The organism is Pseudomonas sp. TMW22090 (assembly GCF_022496665.1).
GTDB classification, from domain to species: domain Bacteria; phylum Pseudomonadota; class Gammaproteobacteria; order Pseudomonadales; family Pseudomonadaceae; genus Aquipseudomonas; species Aquipseudomonas gregormendelii.
Window position 1 is genome coordinate 65244 of sequence record NZ_SCFH01000012.1, and the last position, 17463, is coordinate 82706.

Below are 17463 nucleotides of genomic sequence, written 5' to 3' on the forward strand. Positions count from 1 at the left end.
AACATCGGCCATCGTGCTGGCTATTGCATAGAACTGGACAGTCATAAAGTCTTTGCGGCATAGTCGCCGGGTTCTGACAAATGCACTCGGATAACAAGGAACAGCAGATGGCAACCTTTCTGGTTCTGCACGGACCCAACCTGAACTTGCTCGGCACCCGCGAACCGGGCACCTATGGCGCCACGACGCTGGCCCAGATCAACCAGGACCTGGAACGCCGTGCCCGTGAAGCCGGCCACCATTTGCTGCACCTGCAGAGCAATGCCGAGTATGAATTGATCGACCGCATCCACGCTGCCCGCAGCGAAGGTGTGGATTTCATCCTGATCAATCCAGCAGCTTTTACGCACACAAGTGTCGCTTTACGTGACGCGCTGCTGGCGGTGAGCATCCCATTCATCGAAGTGCATTTGTCTAACGTGCACAAACGCGAACCATTCCGCCATCACTCTTACTTCTCCGACGTAGCGGTGGGAGTGATCTGCGGCCTTGGCGCCAGCGGTTATCGACTGGCCCTGGAGGCCGCACTAGAGCAGCTTGAAACACAGGCAACGACTTGAACTACAAGCGTTAAGCGCCCCTGACCGACCCTTGGGAGTTGATGATTCATGGATATCCGTAAAGTTAAGAAACTGATCGAATTGCTGGAAGAGTCCGGCATCGACGAGCTCGAGATCAAGGAAGGCGAAGAGTCCGTACGTATCAGCCGCCACAGCAAGACTCCAGCTCAACAGTACTACGCACCGGCTCCAATGCACGCTCCGGCTCCAGCGCCTGCCGCTGCCGCCCCGGTTGCCGCCGCGCCTGCTGCTGCAGCCGCACCTGTGCTGAACGGCACCGTTGCCCGCTCGCCGATGGTGGGTACTTTCTATCGCAAATCTTCGCCAAGCTCGCCGTCCTTCGTTGAAGTCGGCCAGACCGTGAAGAAAGGCGACACCCTGTGCATCGTTGAAGCGATGAAGATGATGAACCACATCGAAGCTGAAACCAGCGGTGTGATCGAATCCATCCTCGTCGAAGACGGCCAGCCGGTTGAGTACGACCAACCGCTGTTCACCATCGTTTGAACCGCGGAGAAACTTTGATGACTGCGAAGTTGGAAAAAGTTCTGATCGCCAACCGCGGTGAGATTGCCCTGCGGATCCTGCGTGCCTGTAAGGAAATGGGCATCAAGACTGTCGCCGTATACTCCAAGGCGGACAAGGAGCTGATGCACCTGGGCCTGGCAGACGAATCCGTCTGCATCGGTCCGGCGTCGGCCGCCCATTCTTACCTGCACATTCCGGCCATCATCGCCGCCGCTGAAGTGACTGGTGCTACCGCCATCCACCCAGGCTACGGTTTCCTCGCGGAAAACGCTGATTTTGCTGAACAGGTCGAGAACTCCGGCTTCGCCTTCATCGGTCCGAAAGCCGACACCATTCGCCTGATGGGCGACAAGGTATCGGCCAAGCACGCGATGATCGCTGCTGGCGTTCCAACCGTTCCGGGTTCTGACGGCCCGCTGCCGGAAGACGAAGAAACCGCGCTGCGCATCGGTCGCGAAGTCGGTTACCCGGTGATCATCAAGGCCGCTGGCGGCGGTGGTGGTCGCGGCATGCGCGTTGTGCATAAAGAGGAAGACCTGATCTCCTCGGCGAAACTGACCCGCTCCGAAGCTGGCGCGGCGTTCGGCAACCCGATGGTCTACCTGGAAAAATTCCTGACCAACCCACGTCACGTGGAAGTTCAGGTGCTTTCCGATGGCCAGGGCCACGCCATCCATCTGGGCGACCGCGACTGCTCGCTGCAACGTCGTCACCAGAAGGTTCTCGAAGAAGCACCGGCACCGGGCATCGACGAGAAAGCTCGCCAGGAAGTCCTCGCACGCTGCGTTAAAGCCTGCATCGACATCAACTACCGTGGCGCGGGCACCTTCGAGTTCCTGTACGAGAACGGCGCGTTCTATTTCATCGAAATGAACACCCGCGTTCAGGTCGAGCACCCGGTTACCGAAATGGTCACTGGCATCGACATCGTCAAGGAGATGCTCAGCATCGCCGCTGGCAACAAGCTGTCCTACACCCAGGAAGATGTCGTCATCCGCGGTCACGCACTTGAATGCCGGATCAACGCCGAAGACCCGAAAACCTTCATGCCAAGCCCAGGCACGGTCAAGCACTTCCACGCTCCAGGCGGCAACGGCGTTCGCGTCGATTCGCACCTGTACAGTGGTTATGCCGTTCCGCCGAACTATGATTCGTTGATCGGCAAGCTGATCACCTACGGCGCAACCCGTGACGAAGCCCTGGCGCGCATGCGCAATGCGCTGGATGAAATCGTGGTCGACGGGATCAAGACCAACATCCCGCTGCACCGCGACCTGGTCCGCGACGAAGGCTTCTGCAAAGGTGGAATCAACATCCACTACCTGGAACACAAGCTGGCTGGCGACAAACACTAAGCTTTAGCCTGATCGACAAAGCCGCCTTCGGGCGGCTTTGTTGTTTCTGGACACCTCATCAAATTTGCCATCGTGCACAATCCCTGTGGGAGCGGGCTTGCCCGCGAAGGCGTCGGCACATCCAACATCAATGTGAGAGTTCGGACGCTTTCGCGGGCAAGCCCGCTCCCACAGGTGCAGTGGACTCCCACAAACCCTCCGCGCTCGCGTAAACTTGCGCGCTTCTCGCAGCCCGCTAGGCTGCAATCAATATTTTTCAAAGGTGCCCGCCATGCCTTGGCTGCAAGTCCGTCTCGCCATCAGCCCAGAACAAGCCGAAACCTACGAAGACGCTTTCCTTGAAGTGGGCGCCGTGTCGGTGACCTTCATGGACGCTGAAGATCAGCCGATCTTCGAACCGGAACTCAATACCACGCCACTGTGGTCGCACACGCACCTGCTGGCCCTGTTCGAAGGCGGCACTGAAGCGGCCAGCGTGCTGGCGCATCTTGAATTGCTGACCGGCAGCCCATTGCCCGAGCATCACAGCGAAGTCATCGAAGACCAGGACTGGGAGCGCAGCTGGATGGACGGTTTCCAGCCGATGTGTTTTGGCCAGCGCCTGTGGATTGTCCCGAGCTGGCACGCCGCACCCGAGCCTGACGCGGTGAACCTGTTGCTGGATCCGGGCCTGGCGTTTGGCACCGGCACACACCCGACTACCGCACTGTGCCTGGAGTGGCTCGATGGTCAGGACCTGAAGGATTGCAACGTGCTCGACTTCGGTTGCGGCTCGGGCATCCTGGCGATCGCCGCCCTGTTGCTGGGCGCCAGGGAAGCCGTAGGCACTGACATCGACGTGCAGGCGCTGGAAGCTTCCCGGGACAATGCGGGGCGCAACAACATTGCCGAAGCGTTGTTCCCGTTGTATCTGCCAGAAGATCTGCCGCAGGTGAAGGCCGACGTATTGGTCGCCAATATCCTCGCGGGGCCGCTGGTTTCCCTGGCGCCGCAACTGTCCAGCCTGGTCAAGCCGGGTGGCCGCCTGGCCCTGTCCGGCATCCTCGCCGAGCAGGGCGAAGACGTCGCCAGGGCCTACGCCCAGGACTTCGACCTGGACCCGATCGCCAATCGCGATGGCTGGGTGCGCATCACTGGCCGTCGGCGCTAGAATGGGCGCCTGCATTCATCGGATCGCCGCATGACCGACAGCTTCGTCACCCAGTGTCCCCATTGCCAAAAGAGCTTCCGCGTCAGCCATGCCCAGTTGAGCGTGGCCCGTGGAGTGGTTCGTTGCGGGTCATGCCTGCAGGTTTTTAATGCCGCCAAGCAGCTGCTGGAGCAACACGCCGGCAAGGAGCCTGTTGCCACCCCGTCCCCAGTCATCGTCGAGCCGCCAGAGCAACGGGCCATCAGCCTGAAGCAATGGACGGCCGCCGAGCTGGACCTGGACAGCATGGACCTCGACGAAGAACTTGCGCGCCTGGAGCAGCGGGAGATCCAGCCGACCACCGAATTCGGTCGGCACCGCGAAGATTCACTGAGTGCGCGACGCGACAGCGCCGATCATGAGCAAGCCCCCTGGGCCGACAGCCTGTACAGCGAATCGGCGGCCGAGCGGGCACAGGCCAGCCAGGTCGACGAAGAGGCTGCGGTGCCCTTCACCCCGCTCAAGCCGGCCCGTACCGAACCCTCGCTGACCCTGGAGCTGGTCGAGCTCGACGATGAGCCGCGCCCTCCCCTGGTGCGCCAGGAACTGGTGCTGGAGCCGCCACCCGCGCCCGAACGCCTGTCCCTGTCCGCGGTGGATGACCTGGATGACGACCTGCCTTCGATCGAGCCGTTGCGTAAAAAGCGCGGCGAACCGGCAGTGCGCGCCGAGGTGCTGCAGGACCTGACCGACGACCCGCTGCAACTGGACTGGCAAAAACGTCGTTCCCCCTGGGGCCGCCGTTTGATCTGGATACTGCTGGTGGCGCTCGCCGCCCTCGCGCTGGGCGGCCAATACGTTGCCTATCATTTCGAAGAACTCGCGCGTCAGGACCAGTACCGTCCCTGGTTCCAGCAGCTGTGCCCGCAAATTGGTTGCACCGTGCCGTCCAAGGTCGACATCGCGAAAATCAAGAGCAGCAATCTGGTCGTACGCAGCCACCCGGAATTCAGCGGTGCCCTGGTGGTCGATGCGATCATCTACAATCGCGCGCCGTTCTCCCAGCCGTTTCCCCTGCTGGAGCTGCGTTTTGCCGACCTCAACGGTCACCTGATCGCCAGGCGTCAGTTCAAACCCGGCGAGTACCTCAATGGCGATCTCGAAGGCATGGCAGAAATGCCGCCGCAGACGCCCATCCACATCGCGCTGGATATCCTCGATCCGGGCTCCAAAGCGGTGAACTACAGCCTGAGTTTTCATTCGCCCGAGTGAAACGCTTCACTGATCCGCGATTGACGACGGATTTCTGACTGAGCGTGCCTGGACCAAACCGCTGGCGATAACAGAATAACTGTTCAGATTTTGTTCAATTCAGCCTTTATCCAGTCATCGAGAGCGGGTATCATGCCAACCCTTTTTCGAACTCTCATGATCCGGCCCCACAACAGGGAAGTCCTATGTCGGCGGTACGCATCGGTCCATATACATTGCACAACGGCTTGATTCTCGCCCCCATGGCGGGCGTCACAGACCAACCCTTTCGTCAGCTGTGCAAGCGACTGGGCGCCGGGCTGGTAGTTTCAGAAATGGTCACCAGCGACATGAGCTTGTGGAACACCCGCAAGTCCCGCATGCGCATGATCCACGAAGGTGATCCCGAGCCCCGCTCGGTACAGATCGCCGGTGGCGATGCGCAGATGCTGGCAGATGCGGCACGGGCCAACGTCGAACTGGGTGCACAGATTATTGACATCAACATGGGCTGCCCGGCCAAGAAGGTCTGTAACAAGGCCGCCGGCTCCGCACTGTTGAAGGATGAAGCATTGGTGACCGAGATCCTGCGGGCCGTCGTGGCCGCAGTCGATGTGCCGGTCACCCTGAAGATCCGGACCGGCTGGGACCGGGACAACAAGAACGGCCTGACGGTGGCGAAAATCGCCGAGCAGGCAGGCATCACGGCGCTGGCGGTGCATGGCCGCACCCGTGCCGACCTGTACACCGGTGAAGCCGAGTACGACACCATTGCCGCGATCAAGCAGGCGGTGTCGATCCCGGTGTTTGCCAACGGCGATATCGATTCGCCGGAAAAGGCCCGGTATGTGCTCGATGCCACCGGTGCCGATGGCCTGCTGGTAGGGCGGGCTGCCCAAGGGCGACCATGGATTTTTCGCGAGATCGATCATTACCTGCGCACCGGTGAAAAACTTCCGGCGCTGGAACTGATCGAGGTGGAACGCATACTGCTAGAGCATTTGGCCGCGCTGCACGTTTTCTATGGAGACGTCATGGGTGTGCGCATTGCTCGCAAGCATGTGGGCTGGTATCTCGCAACCTTGCCGGGCGCCAGGGAGTTTCGCGCCCACTTCAATCGTTTGGAAGATACGGAAGCACAATGCGCCAACGTTCAGGGCTTCTTCGCCGAACGTTACAAGAGCCTGACAGGGGACGGAGAAGGGGTGGCCGCATGACGATGATGACCGAGACTTTAGTGAGTGGAACAACACCCGTGAGCGACAACGTGAATTTGAAACAGCACCTCAATACGCCTAGCGAAGAAGGCCAGACCCTTCGCGGGAGTGTCGAGAAGGCGCTGCACAATTATTTCGCCCACCTTGAGGGCGCTGCCGTCACGGATGTGTACAACCTGGTGCTCTCCGAAGTCGAGGCTCCCCTGCTCGAGTGCGTGATGAATTACGTCAAGGGCAACCAGACCAAGGCCAGCGAACTGCTCGGACTGAACCGGGGCACGCTGCGCAAGAAACTCAAGCAGTACGATTTGCTGTAAGCATTCAATCAAACCAGAAAGGCGCCCGCGTAAAAACGGTCGCCTTTTTTGCTGACTCCTTTGCTTTTGATGGAAATTGAGATGACCGACCAGACTACCCGCCTGCCGATCCGCCGCGCCTTGATCAGCGTTTCCGACAAGACCGGGATCCTCGAATTCGCCAAGGAGCTTGAAGCCCTGGGCGTCGAGATCCTCTCCACCGGCGGAACGTTCAAGCTGCTGCGCGACAATGGCGTTGCCGCAGTGGAAGTCGCGGATTACACCGGTTTCGCAGAAATGATGGACGGTCGGGTGAAAACCCTGCACCCGAAAATCCACGGCGGGATCCTCGGTCGTCGCGGCATCGATGACGCCATCATGAACGAGCACGGCATCAAGCCGATCGATCTGGTAGCCGTCAACCTGTACCCGTTCGAAGCCACCATCAACAAGCCAGGCTGCGACCTGCCGACCGCGATCGAAAACATCGACATCGGCGGCCCGACCATGGTCCGCTCTGCGGCAAAAAACCACAAAGACGTAGCGATCGTGGTGAATGCCAGCGACTACGCCAGCGTGCTCCAAGGTCTCAAGGCCGGCGGCCTGACCTACGCCCAGCGTTTCGACCTGATGCTCAAGGCCTTCGAACATACGGCCGCCTATGACGGCATGATCGCCAACTACATGGGCACCGTGAACCAGGCTGCCGATACGCTGGGCACTGAAGGTCGCAGCGAATTCCCGCGCACTTTCAACAGCCAGTTCGTCAAGGCCCAGGAAATGCGCTACGGCGAGAACCCGCACCAGAGCGCGGCGTTCTACGTGGAAGCCAAGCCTGCCGAAGTCGGCATCGCCACCGCGACCCAACTGCAAGGTAAAGAGCTGTCGTACAACAACGTGGCGGACACCGACGCCGCGCTGGAATGCGTGAAGAGCTTCGTCAAACCAGCCTGTGTGATCGTCAAGCACGCCAACCCGTGCGGCGTGGCCGTAAGCCCTGACGCCGAAGGCGGTATCCGCCAGGCCTACGAGCTGGCCTATGCCACTGATACCGAGTCTGCGTTCGGCGGCATCATTGCCTTCAACCGCGAACTGGATGCTGAAACGGCCAAGGCCATCGTCGAGCGTCAGTTCGTCGAAGTGATCATTGCCCCGTCCGTCAGTGAAGAAGCTCGCGCCATCGTCGCCGCCAAAGCCAACGTGCGCCTGCTGGCCTGTGGCGAGTGGTCGGCCGATCGCGCTGCTGCGTGGGATTACAAGCGCGTCAATGGCGGCCTGCTGGTGCAGAGCCGTGACATCGGCATGATCGGCAGCGAAGACCTGAAAGTGGTGACCAAGCGCGCACCGACCGAACAGGAAATCAACGACCTGATCTTCGCCTGGAAAGTCGCCAAGTACGTTAAATCCAACGCCATTGTCTACGCCAAGAACCGCCAGACCATCGGCGTCGGCGCTGGCCAGATGAGCCGGGTGAACTCCGCGCGAATCGCCGCGATCAAGGCTGAACACGCTGGTTTGCAGGTGCAGGGTTCGGTGATGGCATCGGACGCGTTCTTCCCGTTCCGCGATGGCCTGGACAATGCGGCCAAGGCCGGTGTCACTGCGGTGATCCAGCCAGGCGGCTCGATGCGCGACGCAGAAGTGATTGCCGCCGCTGATGAAGCCGGCATCGCCATGGTGTTCACCGGCATGCGCCACTTCCGTCACTGATACACCGCTCCTCCTGTATGGGAACTCTGTAGGAGCTGTCGAGTGAAACGAGGCTGCGATCTTTTGATTCGTTAAAGATCAAGATCAAAAGATCGCAGCCTTCGGCAGCTCCTACACGGTTTCTACGCAGGGGTTTTGCAGCGCCCCACAGAATTTGAGGTTTTTGAAATGAATGTTTTGATCATTGGCAGCGGTGGCCGTGAACACGCCCTGGCCTGGAAAGTGGCTCAGGATCCACGTGTGGAGAAAGTTTTTGTTGCGCCTGGCAACGCCGGCACCGCTATTGAAGCCAAGTGCGAAAACGTTGCGATCGATGTGCTGGCCCTTGAACAGCTTGCCGACTTCGCCGAGAAAAATGTCTCACTGACTATCGTCGGCCCGGAAGTGCCACTGGTGGCCGGTGTGGTCGACCTGTTCCGCACACGTGGCCTCGACTGCTTCGGCCCGACCGCTGGCGCAGCCCAGCTGGAAGGCTCCAAGGCGTTCACCAAGGACTTCCTGGCTCGCCACAAGATCCCGACAGCCGACTATCAGAACTTCACCGAGATCGAGCCTGCCCTGGCTTACCTGCGTGAAAAAGGTGCGCCGATCGTCATCAAGGCCGACGGCCTGGCGGCCGGTAAAGGCGTGATCGTCGCCATGACCCTGGCCGAAGCCGAAGACGCCGTACGCGATATGCTCGCCGGCAATGCCTTCGGCGACGCTGGCTCCCGCGTAGTCATCGAAGAGTTCCTGGATGGTGAAGAAGCCAGCTTCATCGTCATGGTTGACGGCAAGAACGTACTGCCAATGGCCACCAGCCAGGACCACAAACGCGTCGGCGATGGCGATACCGGCCCGAACACAGGCGGCATGGGTGCCTACTCCCCTGCCCCGGTGGTCACCAGCGAAGTGCACCAACGCGTAATGGACTTGGTGATCTGGCCGACCGTTCGCGGCATGGCCGATGAAGGCAACGTTTACACGGGCTTCCTGTACGCCGGCCTGATGATAGACAAAGCCGGCAACCCTAAAGTCATCGAATTCAACTGCCGTTTCGGCGACCCTGAGACCCAGCCGGTCATGCTGCGCCTGCAGTCGAGCCTGGTGTTGCTGGTCGAAGCCGCCCTGGCGCAAGCGCTGGACAAGGTCGAAGCACAGTGGGATCCACGTCCGAGCGTCGGCATCGTGCTGGCAGCGGGCGGCTATCCTGGTGATTACGCCAAAGGCGTGGCCATCAATGGCCTGGACGCGGCTGCCGCACTGGAAGGCAAGGTCTTCCACGCCGGTACCGCGCTCAAGGATGGACAAGTGGTCACCGCCGGTGGTCGAGTGCTCTGTGCGACCGCCATGGGCGCCAGTGTCGATGCGGCTCAACAGCAGGCTTACCAGCTGGCAGGCAAAATCGATTGGGAAGGCTGCTTCTATCGCAAGGACATTGGCTACCGCGCCATTGCCCGTGAGCGTGGCGAAAATCAGGAATAGTCGATCCATTCGGTCGGGCAAGGGCCTCGAGCCCTTGCCGGACTATTCCGGCGCCGCGCATAGTTATATTCTGGCATCAACCTACGAAGGGATTTCGCCGTGCGCTGGCTCAGGATTGCCGTAAGTCTCACCGTCACGCTGCTGACCTTGCTCTGCATGCTCCCGGCCCAGGCCGCGCAAGGCAGTGGCTGGGCCGTATTGCTCGACGAGCAGGGCAACCTGCAGTTGAGCGACATCCGTTCCGCCCGTTATACCAATCAATTCAGCCCTACCGAACTTGAACGCCTGACGGCGGCCGAGCCCGGTGGCGCGCTCTGGCTACGCTTCAGGCTGGCCCCCGGCAAACACGAGCAGGTGTTGAAGGTATTCGCGCCGGATCTCGAAAACCTCAAGCTCTACGTGCTGGACGGCGACAAACTCATCGATCAGACCCAGGCCGGTGCCGATCAGCCGCACGCTGAGCGGCAAATGGCCGGCAGTGATGTCCTGTTGCCGCTGCCACAAAGCGATAACACCCTGGATGTCTACCTGCGCCTGGTTTCCGAACACCAGATGCGCCCCTACATCACCCTGCAATCGGCGATCAGCACCGCCGCCAACCAGACCCAGACACTGATCTACGGCCTGCTGTTCGGCTGCATCGGCATGCTGATCCTGCACAACCTCATCCGTTACGCCTACACGCGATCACGCAGCAGTCTCTGGCTGGCCGGGTGCGAGGCCTTGTTGATGCTGAGCCTGGCCCTGCTGCTGAATCTTGCCGGCCCCTGGTTGCCAGCCTGGCACGCCATCCAGACGCCTGGAGCGTATCTGGCCCTGCTGCTGACCGCGCCCTGCGGACTGATGTTTGCCTATCGCTTTTTTGCCCCCCTGGGTTCGCACCCGCTCAATAAACTGCTACAGGGCGAAATGCTGTTCATCATCGCCTGCGGCCTGTTGCTGTTGTTCGTCAACACGCTGCCGCTGAATATCATCACCTATGGGCTGGTCGCCCTCGCCGGCCTCAGCATGTTGTTCGCCGGGGCCTGGCACCTGCAAAAAGGCTATCGCCCGGCGCGCTTTTTCGTGGTGGCTATGGTGGCGTTCAACCTCGGCACCTTGATCATCCTCCCGGCATTGCTGGGGCTGACACTGGTGGAACCCCAGGGCCTTATCACCACGCTGCTGGCGTTCATCTGCCTCAGTGGCCTGTTGATGAGCATCGCCCTGAGCGAGCGCCAGCGCAGCATCACCGAAAGCCGTTTCAGCATCAGCCGCGACCTGGCGGCCAGCAATGCCGAGATCAATGCCAAGGCCGAATTCCTCGCCAAGATCAGTCACGAAATTCGTACGCCCATGAATGGTGTACTGGGCATGACCGAATTGCTGCTGGGCACCCCGCTTTCAGTCAAGCAACGCGACTACGTCCAGACAATCCACAGTGCTGGCAACGAACTGCTCACACTGATCAACGAAATTCTCGACATCTCCAAACTCGAATCCGGGCAGATTGAACTGGACGATGTGCAGTTCGACCTCAACGCGCTGATCGAGGACTGCCTGAGCATCTTCCGCGCCAAGGCCGAGCAACAGAACGTCGAGCTGATCAGCTTTATCCAGCCGCAAGTCCCGCGGGTCATCAGCGGTGACCCGACGCGCCTGCGCCAGACCCTGCTGAGCTTGCTGGAAAACGCCCTGAAAAAAACCGACGAAGGCGAAATCCTGATCGTCGTTGCCCTGGATGAACGCAGCGCCAAACCGCGGTTGCGCATTGCCGTGCAGGACAGCGGCGAGCCGATGGACGCCGAGGAGCGCGACGCGCTGATGCACGCCGAACTCCACAGCAAGCATTTCCTGTCGGCCAACCGGGTGGGGGGCAACCTGGGCCTGGTGATTGCCCGTCAACTGATCCGGCTGATGCATGGCGAGTTCGGCATCAAGAGCGGCAACAGCCAGGGCAGCACCTTGTGGCTGACCTTGCCGCTGGATCCAGATCGCCTCGAACACCCCACCTCCGATCTCGATGGCCCTCTTCAGGGTGCGCGGGTGCTGGTCGTCGACGACAACGACACGTGCCGCAAGGTCCTGGTGCAACAATGCACCGCCTGGGGCCTGAACGTCAGTGCGGTGCCGTCCGGCAAGGAAGCGCTGGCACTGTTGCGCACCAAGGCGCACCTGCGGGATTATTTCGATGTAGTGCTGCTGGACCAGAACATGCCTGGCATGACCGGCATGCAACTGGCGGCAAAGATCAAGGAAGACCCGAGCCTCAACCACGACATCCTGCTGATCATGCTGACCGGCATCAGCAACGCGCCCAGCAAGATCATCGCGCGCAATTCCGGGATCAAGCGCATCCTCGCCAAGCCGGTAGCCGGCTATACGCTCAAGACCACCCTGGCCGACGAACTGAACCAGCGTAACAAAGGCCTGGCGACCCCCTACCCGTTACCAACGGGGCCGACCCTGCCGGTCAAGGTGCCGGGGGATTTCCGTATCCTGGTGGCCGAGGACAACAGCATTTCCACCAAGGTGATTCGCGGAATGCTGGGCAAACTCAATCTGCAGCCCGACACCGCCAGCAATGGCGAAGAAGCGCTTCAGGCCATGAAGGCCCAGCGATATGACCTGGTGCTGATGGACTGCGAAATGCCGATTCTCGACGGCTTCTCCGCCACCCAGCAACTACGCGCCTGGGAGGTCGGCAACCAACGCGTGCGCACCCCTGTGGTCGCCCTGACGGCGCACATACTGGCCGAACACAAGGAGCGAGCGCGCCAGGCCGGCATGGATGGACACATGGCCAAGCCGGTGGAGCTCTCCCAATTGCGCGAACTGATCGAGCACTGGGTCGCCCAGCGAGATGAACAGAACCGCGCGGCGACGCAAACCACCTGAGCCGACAGACACTGCAACGCCTGTTAGACTTCCCTTCGACTTTTCCCTGCAGTGAGCTCGCACCATGCTCCACGTGTTGTTCAGTGTGTACCTGAAGATGCTGGTGCTCTACAGCCCGTTCTTCGTACTGTCCTGCTTTATCAGCCTGACGCGCGGCTACTCGCGAAAAGAACAACGTCGCCTGGCCTGGAAAGTGGCGACCGCCACGCTGGTTTCGAGTGTGCTGCTGTACTTGTTCGGCCGGGTGATTTTCGATGTGTTCGGGATCACCGTGGACGCCTTCCGCATCGGCGCCGGCAGCGTGCTGTTCATCTCGGCACTGGGCATGGCGCAGGGCAAATCAGTGGTGCAGACTGACAACGTGCAACAGGACGTGACCATCGTCCCGCTCACCATTCCCCTGACGGTCGGCCCCGGGACTATCGGCGCGCTGTTGGTCATGGGCGTGAGCCAGCCGCATTGGGATGACAAGCTGACGGCAATCGTCAGTATCGCGCTGGCCAGTTTCACTGTGGGCGTGGTGCTTTTCCTGTCGAGCCGCATCGAGAGAATCCTGGGCGACCAGGGGCTGCAGATTGTCAGCCGCTTGATGGGGTTGTTCGTGTGTGCGCTGGCGGCGCAAATCATCTTTACCGGGGTCCGAGGGTACCTGGTGCCCTGAACACAGGCCCCCTCAAAACCTGGCGATTACTTGATTTCGACCAGCTTGTCTCCGTAACTGCGCGGCGTATACACCCATGACAAACCCTGGGCTCGAGGGAACACGCGAGTCGTCGAAGAACCAATCAATACCATTGTTCGCATATCAACCTGATCCGCAGTCAACTGCCCCAGGGTAGTCACCCGCAACGTTTGACCTGGCCGCCCGATATCCCGACCCAGCACGACCGGCGTCTCGGCAATGCGGTACTGCGCGACGATCTCAAGGGCGCGCCCCAGCTGCCAGGGGCGTGATCGTGAAATCGGGTTGTAAAACGCCATGGCCAGGTCGGCTTGGGCGGTCAGCGCCAGGCGTTTCTCGATGATTTCCCATGGTTTGAGATTGTCCGACAGCGACAGTACACAGAAGTCATGCCCCAGCGGAGCACCTGCCTGGGCAGCGGTAGCCAATGACGCTGAAACGCCGGGAAGAATTTCCAGGTCAACGCTGTGCCATGCGGGGTCACGGGATTCATGCAGCGCTTCAAGCACCGCCGCGGCCATCGCAAATACCCCTGGGTCACCGGAAGACACCACGACAACGCTGCGACCTTGCGCCGCCAACTCAAAGGCATGTCGCGCTCGCTGCATTTCCTCACGGTTGTCGGTGCAGTGCAGCACCTGATCGGCACGGAACGGCCCCGCCATGCGCACATAGGTTTCATAACCCAGAACATCATTGGCGCGGGTCAATTCCAGCTTCACTGCAGGCACCATCAAATCCGCAGCGCCCGGGCCAAGCCCGATGACGGCCAGGCGCCCCCGTGCACGACCAATGCGCGAAGGGTCCAACGGGTGTTCGGCGACGGCAATCGTAATTCCGGCATCCCCATGAACGGTCAGCGGTGGCGACGGCAGCTCGGCCAACTGCTCGCCTACAGTGCCCGCCCTGGAAAACCGCAGTGGCACATTGAGTTCGACGGCGGCGTCACGAAGCGCCTGGCTGGCCATCTGCTGTTCACTGGCCAACAAACAGGCCAGCGACTGCACGGCAATATTCGCATTGTGCAGGCGCTTGCGAATGGCATCGGCCAGGTCCGCGACCTCTTCGCTTACCAGCACCAGAACGCTCTTGGGGTAAATCAACAGCTCATTGGCGGATGGCTCGCGCTCGGTACTCCCGACATGAATGGCCAGACGCGCCTGCTGATCCTGGGCCAACTGCGCTTGCGCCAGCCACGGCGCATCGCCTTCAATTCGAACCGGTTCACCGCCGAGCAAATCGGAAACAAAGCGTTTACCGAGCTCCAGATCGCCCAAGGCGTAGCCGCTGGGCGGGTTCAGCAAACAGGTGCCAAAGCGCAGTTCGCCGCTGGTAGTGATGGCCGGCGCGATCCCCAGGCTTTCAGCAATTTCGCGGGCCAATACGTTAACACCGCCCAGGCCACCCAACAGCGGCACCACAGCGCTGGCGTCTTCAGCCACGGCCAGTACCGGCGGTTCCACGCCTTTTTCCAGGAGCAGCGGCGCCAGCGTACGGATCACGATACCGGCGGCGCACAGCGCAATGATCGGTGTGTTCGTCGTGTAGAGTTCGCGCAGGGTAGCGCCGAACTCCTGATAGACGACGTCCGCGCCCTCGACCCTTGTGGAAAGTCCGTAGATCTGGGCGCCGGGCAGGGATCGCTGAATCAGGCGTGCAGTCGCGAGGCTGCCATTACCTAGAATGACGATTGCAGGAATGGATCGACTCATCAGCCCTGCCACCTTTCACCCGGAACGATGATCAATGAGAAGTACGGCGAAGACATCGGCTCGACCTGATCCAGCGGTACTATCTTCTGGTTAGCCATGGTGGCGCGCTCAACGTACAGCGCCCGCTCTGCCAGGCCCAGCTCGCCCAGTACTTCACGAACCTTGGGAAAGTTGCGCCCCAGTTTCATGATCACTGCCGCGTCGGCGTCGGCCAGGCGGCGCTTGAGATCTTCACGGGGCAACACGCCGGATAACACCGACAGGCTCTGATTTCGATAGACCAGAGGGGCACCGAGTACCGACGCGCCTCCCAGCATCGAGCAGACACCCGGCACCACTTCGGCTTCGTAGCGCTCGGCCAGGCGATCGTGCAGGTACATGTACGAACCGTAGAAGAACGGGTCGCCTTCACAGATCACCGCCACATCTCGCCCGGCATCCAGGTGCGCGGCCAACTCTTGCGCGGCGGTGTCGTAGAAGTCGCTGATCACTTGCTCATAGGACAACGGTGCCGGCAATGCTTCGGTGGTTACCGGGTACACCAGCGGCAGCAGTGTTTGTGCATCCTGCAGGTGCGCTTCAATGATACCGAACGCATTTCCCTTCTTGCCCTTGGCGACGAAGTACGCGACCACAGGCGATTCACGTAACAGGCGCAGGGCTTTGACAGTGATCAGTTCCGGATCACCAGGGCCGACGCCCAGGCCAATCAAACGTCCAGAAGGCTGCATCATTCGATCTCCGTAGCCAGGGCATTGACGGCGGCGGCAGCCATGGCGCTGCCTCCCAGCCGCCCTTGCATGATCACGAACGGTACGCCTCGGCTGTCGGCGGCAAGCGCTGCCTTGGATTCGGCTGCGCCCACGAAACCTACCGGAAAGCCCAGAATCAGCGCCGGTTTCGGCGCGCCGGCATCGAGCATTTCCAGCAAGTAGAACAAGGCCGTCGGCGCGTTACCGATGACGACCACGCTGCCTTCCAGATGCGGGCGCCACAACTCGAGCGCAGCAGCGGAACGGGTGTTGCCCAACTCACGCGCCAGCTCTGGCACGCTGTCGTCGCGCAACGTACAGATCACCTGATTGTTGGCCGGCAAGCGCGCGCGCGTCACGCCTTCGGACACCATCCGCGCATCACAGAGAATCGGCGCCCCGGCCATCAGAGCCTCACGCCCCGCCTTGCCCGCACCCTCGGAATACTGCAGGCCGTCAATGGCCTCGACCATACCGCAAGCGTGGATCACCCGAACCGCGAGTTTTTCCAGGTCAGCCGGGATCCGGTCGAGGTTGGCCTCGGCGCGAATGATCGCGAAGGAGTTGCGATAGATCTCCTGACCGTCGCGGATGTAATCAAGCATCAAGGGGGCTCCGTGGGCGGGCATCAAGCAATGCACCCGCCGCTTCAATAGTGAGGTTGCGTGCTTGCAGCGCGCCGAAACCCGGCAGTGCTGCATCGCGAAAATAAACATCGTAGTGACCCGCGCTGGTCGCCAGCAGCGTCACGGGAGCAGGGTGCGCGCAGGCGCAGGAGCGTGGGCAACCTGTCAGGTGAACCTGTTGCCCGCGCGGGCCTGGCTGCAGCGCACCCAACAGCCGGGCATCGCCCTTGGTATCCGACAACCCTTTGGCGCAGCCGCAAGAACCGGTGCAGGCCACCAGATCGGTCAACGGCTCATTGGCGTCGACCAGGAAACCCAGGGCCTGCAATTGCCGGGTGACCCAGGGGGCATCCTCCTGGCGGATGTTGGGCAGCAGCAGGCTTTGCCAGGGCGTCAGGCGCAGGCTGGCGTCGCCGAACTGCTCAGCCAGGTCCGCGGCGCCCTTGAGCATCGACGGATCCAGCCGCCCGAGGGGCGGTGCAACGCCAACATACACAAGGCCATCATGGCGCTGGGCAACGGTGCCAAGGTGCAATTTCGCTCTCGCCGCCGGGCGCTGCCACTCAGTCACGCCCAGTAGCGGCACCCGAGTGGCCAGCATCTGCAGCAACAGCTCTGGTGACCGTTCGGCCAGCACATGGCGCATGCGGGTCTGGTCCGGCCGAGCAAGCTCAAGGAACAGATCCAGGACGGCGATCACCAGCGCATGGGCGTGCTGCAGCTGTACCGCGGCCGCCGGCCTGTCTGTGGGGCAGCCGGCAAAACCGAACGCCAGCACCACTTCTCCCGCCCGGTCAGCCGCGCTCAGCCACAGGTCGTGAGGATGCTCGAGCATGGCCAGCGCCTCACCGCCGTCCAGTTGCAGGGCGAACTTGGCCGACAGCGCATGGAAGCGTGCATGGGTTTGCAGGCTGTCGAGTATTTGCCGGGCCAGTGGACGGGTGTCGAGCAGCATTTTTCGATCGATACCGGCGCCAGGACTGAGCATCACATTGCGCACGTCGTCGCCAGCGGCGGTGGCAGGCCCCAACCCGGCAGCCAGCAAGCTGTCGATCAGTGCGATTTCCTGCCCGCCAATGCCGCGGATCTGCAGATTGGCCCTGTTGGTCGCTTCCATGACCCCATCGGCATACCGCTGCGCGGCCTGGGCAACCGCCTTGGCCTGAGCGCTGCGGATGGAACCGCCATCGAGTTTGATCCGGCAAATCCCGCCGTCCAGCGCCTGGACGACACGCAGCAATCCCGGGCAAGCCGAAGGACGCAAGGGACTGGAGGTCGGTCGTGATTTCACGGGTTAGCCGGCA

The 17463-nt window shown here is 61.2% G+C and carries 15 protein-coding genes; 11 read left to right on the plus strand and 4 right to left on the minus strand.

Going from position 1 to position 17463, the window contains the following annotated elements:
* The first annotated feature begins 107 nt into the window (after nucleotides 1-107).
* The 11 genes from aroQ to EQV97_RS26765 all read left to right on the plus strand — a co-directional run bounded on the left by aroQ (nucleotide 108) and on the right by EQV97_RS26765 (nucleotide 13048).
* Complete coding sequence (gene aroQ / locus EQV97_RS26715) at nucleotides 108-560, plus strand: type II 3-dehydroquinate dehydratase (RefSeq protein ID WP_045060330.1); 453 nt, start codon at nucleotides 108-110, stop codon at nucleotides 558-560.
* Nucleotides 561-608: 48 nt separating this feature from the next.
* The gene (accB, locus tag EQV97_RS26720; RefSeq protein WP_045060331.1) at nucleotides 609-1067 is read left to right on the plus strand and encodes an acetyl-CoA carboxylase biotin carboxyl carrier protein; all 459 of its coding nucleotides are present in this window, start codon (nucleotides 609-611) and stop codon (nucleotides 1065-1067) included.
* A 17-nt stretch (nucleotides 1068-1084) separates the two neighbouring features.
* Nucleotides 1085-2443: an acetyl-CoA carboxylase biotin carboxylase subunit gene (accC, locus tag EQV97_RS26725; protein ID WP_045060332.1), complete on the plus strand. Its 1359-nt coding sequence runs from the start codon at nucleotides 1085-1087 to the stop codon at nucleotides 2441-2443.
* Nucleotides 2444-2714: 271 nt separating this feature from the next.
* On the plus strand, nucleotides 2715-3593 hold the full coding sequence (prmA, locus tag EQV97_RS26730; protein ID WP_240890397.1) for a 50S ribosomal protein L11 methyltransferase: 879 nt from the start codon (nucleotides 2715-2717) through the stop codon (nucleotides 3591-3593).
* 30 nt (nucleotides 3594-3623) lie between these two features.
* Nucleotides 3624-4844, plus strand: a complete 1221-nt coding sequence (locus EQV97_RS26735; RefSeq protein ID WP_122841617.1) for a DUF3426 domain-containing protein — start codon at nucleotides 3624-3626, stop codon at nucleotides 4842-4844.
* Nucleotides 4845-5029: 185 nt separating this feature from the next.
* On the plus strand, nucleotides 5030-6040 hold the full coding sequence (gene dusB, locus EQV97_RS26740) for a tRNA dihydrouridine synthase DusB (RefSeq protein ID WP_045060335.1): 1011 nt from the start codon (nucleotides 5030-5032) through the stop codon (nucleotides 6038-6040).
* A complete protein-coding gene (gene fis, locus EQV97_RS26745) occupies nucleotides 6037-6357 on the plus strand; it encodes a DNA-binding transcriptional regulator Fis (protein ID WP_007907419.1) in 321 nt (106 codons plus the stop codon). The genes dusB and fis overlap by 4 nt, the downstream gene beginning before the upstream one ends.
* A gap of 81 nt (nucleotides 6358-6438) precedes the next feature.
* The gene (purH, locus tag EQV97_RS26750) at nucleotides 6439-8046 is read left to right on the plus strand and encodes a bifunctional phosphoribosylaminoimidazolecarboxamide formyltransferase/IMP cyclohydrolase (RefSeq protein ID WP_225569380.1); all 1608 of its coding nucleotides are present in this window, start codon (nucleotides 6439-6441) and stop codon (nucleotides 8044-8046) included.
* A gap of 168 nt (nucleotides 8047-8214) precedes the next feature.
* Entirely contained in the window at nucleotides 8215-9510 is a 1296-nt protein-coding gene (gene purD / locus EQV97_RS26755; RefSeq protein WP_122841615.1) for a phosphoribosylamine--glycine ligase, read from the plus strand.
* A gap of 99 nt (nucleotides 9511-9609) precedes the next feature.
* On the plus strand, nucleotides 9610-12387 hold the full coding sequence (locus tag EQV97_RS26760; protein WP_122841614.1) for a hybrid sensor histidine kinase/response regulator: 2778 nt from the start codon (nucleotides 9610-9612) through the stop codon (nucleotides 12385-12387).
* A 64-nt stretch (nucleotides 12388-12451) separates the two neighbouring features.
* The gene (locus EQV97_RS26765; RefSeq protein ID WP_122841613.1) at nucleotides 12452-13048 is read left to right on the plus strand and encodes a MarC family protein; all 597 of its coding nucleotides are present in this window, start codon (nucleotides 12452-12454) and stop codon (nucleotides 13046-13048) included.
* Nucleotides 13049-13074: 26 nt separating this feature from the next.
* On the opposite strand, the gene cobJ is transcribed toward EQV97_RS26765, so the two are convergent.
* From cobJ to cobG, 4 genes are read right to left on the minus strand one after another with little or no spacing between them, the layout of a single operon-like run.
* Nucleotides 13075-14781, minus strand: a complete 1707-nt coding sequence (gene cobJ / locus EQV97_RS26770) for a precorrin-3B C(17)-methyltransferase (RefSeq protein ID WP_122841612.1) — start codon at nucleotides 14779-14781, stop codon at nucleotides 13075-13077.
* Nucleotides 14781-15512, minus strand: coding sequence for a precorrin-2 C(20)-methyltransferase (locus EQV97_RS26775; protein WP_225569409.1), 732 nt, complete (start codon nucleotides 15510-15512; stop codon nucleotides 14781-14783). The genes cobJ and EQV97_RS26775 overlap by 1 nt, the downstream gene beginning before the upstream one ends.
* A complete protein-coding gene (locus tag EQV97_RS26780) occupies nucleotides 15512-16138 on the minus strand; it encodes a precorrin-8X methylmutase (protein ID WP_122841611.1) in 627 nt (208 codons plus the stop codon). Before EQV97_RS26780 ends, EQV97_RS26775 begins: the two co-directional genes overlap by 1 nt.
* Nucleotides 16131-17450, minus strand: a complete 1320-nt coding sequence (gene cobG / locus EQV97_RS26785; protein ID WP_122841610.1) for a precorrin-3B synthase — start codon at nucleotides 17448-17450, stop codon at nucleotides 16131-16133. The genes EQV97_RS26780 and cobG overlap by 8 nt, the downstream gene beginning before the upstream one ends.
* Nucleotides 17451-17463: the final 13 nt, after the last annotated feature.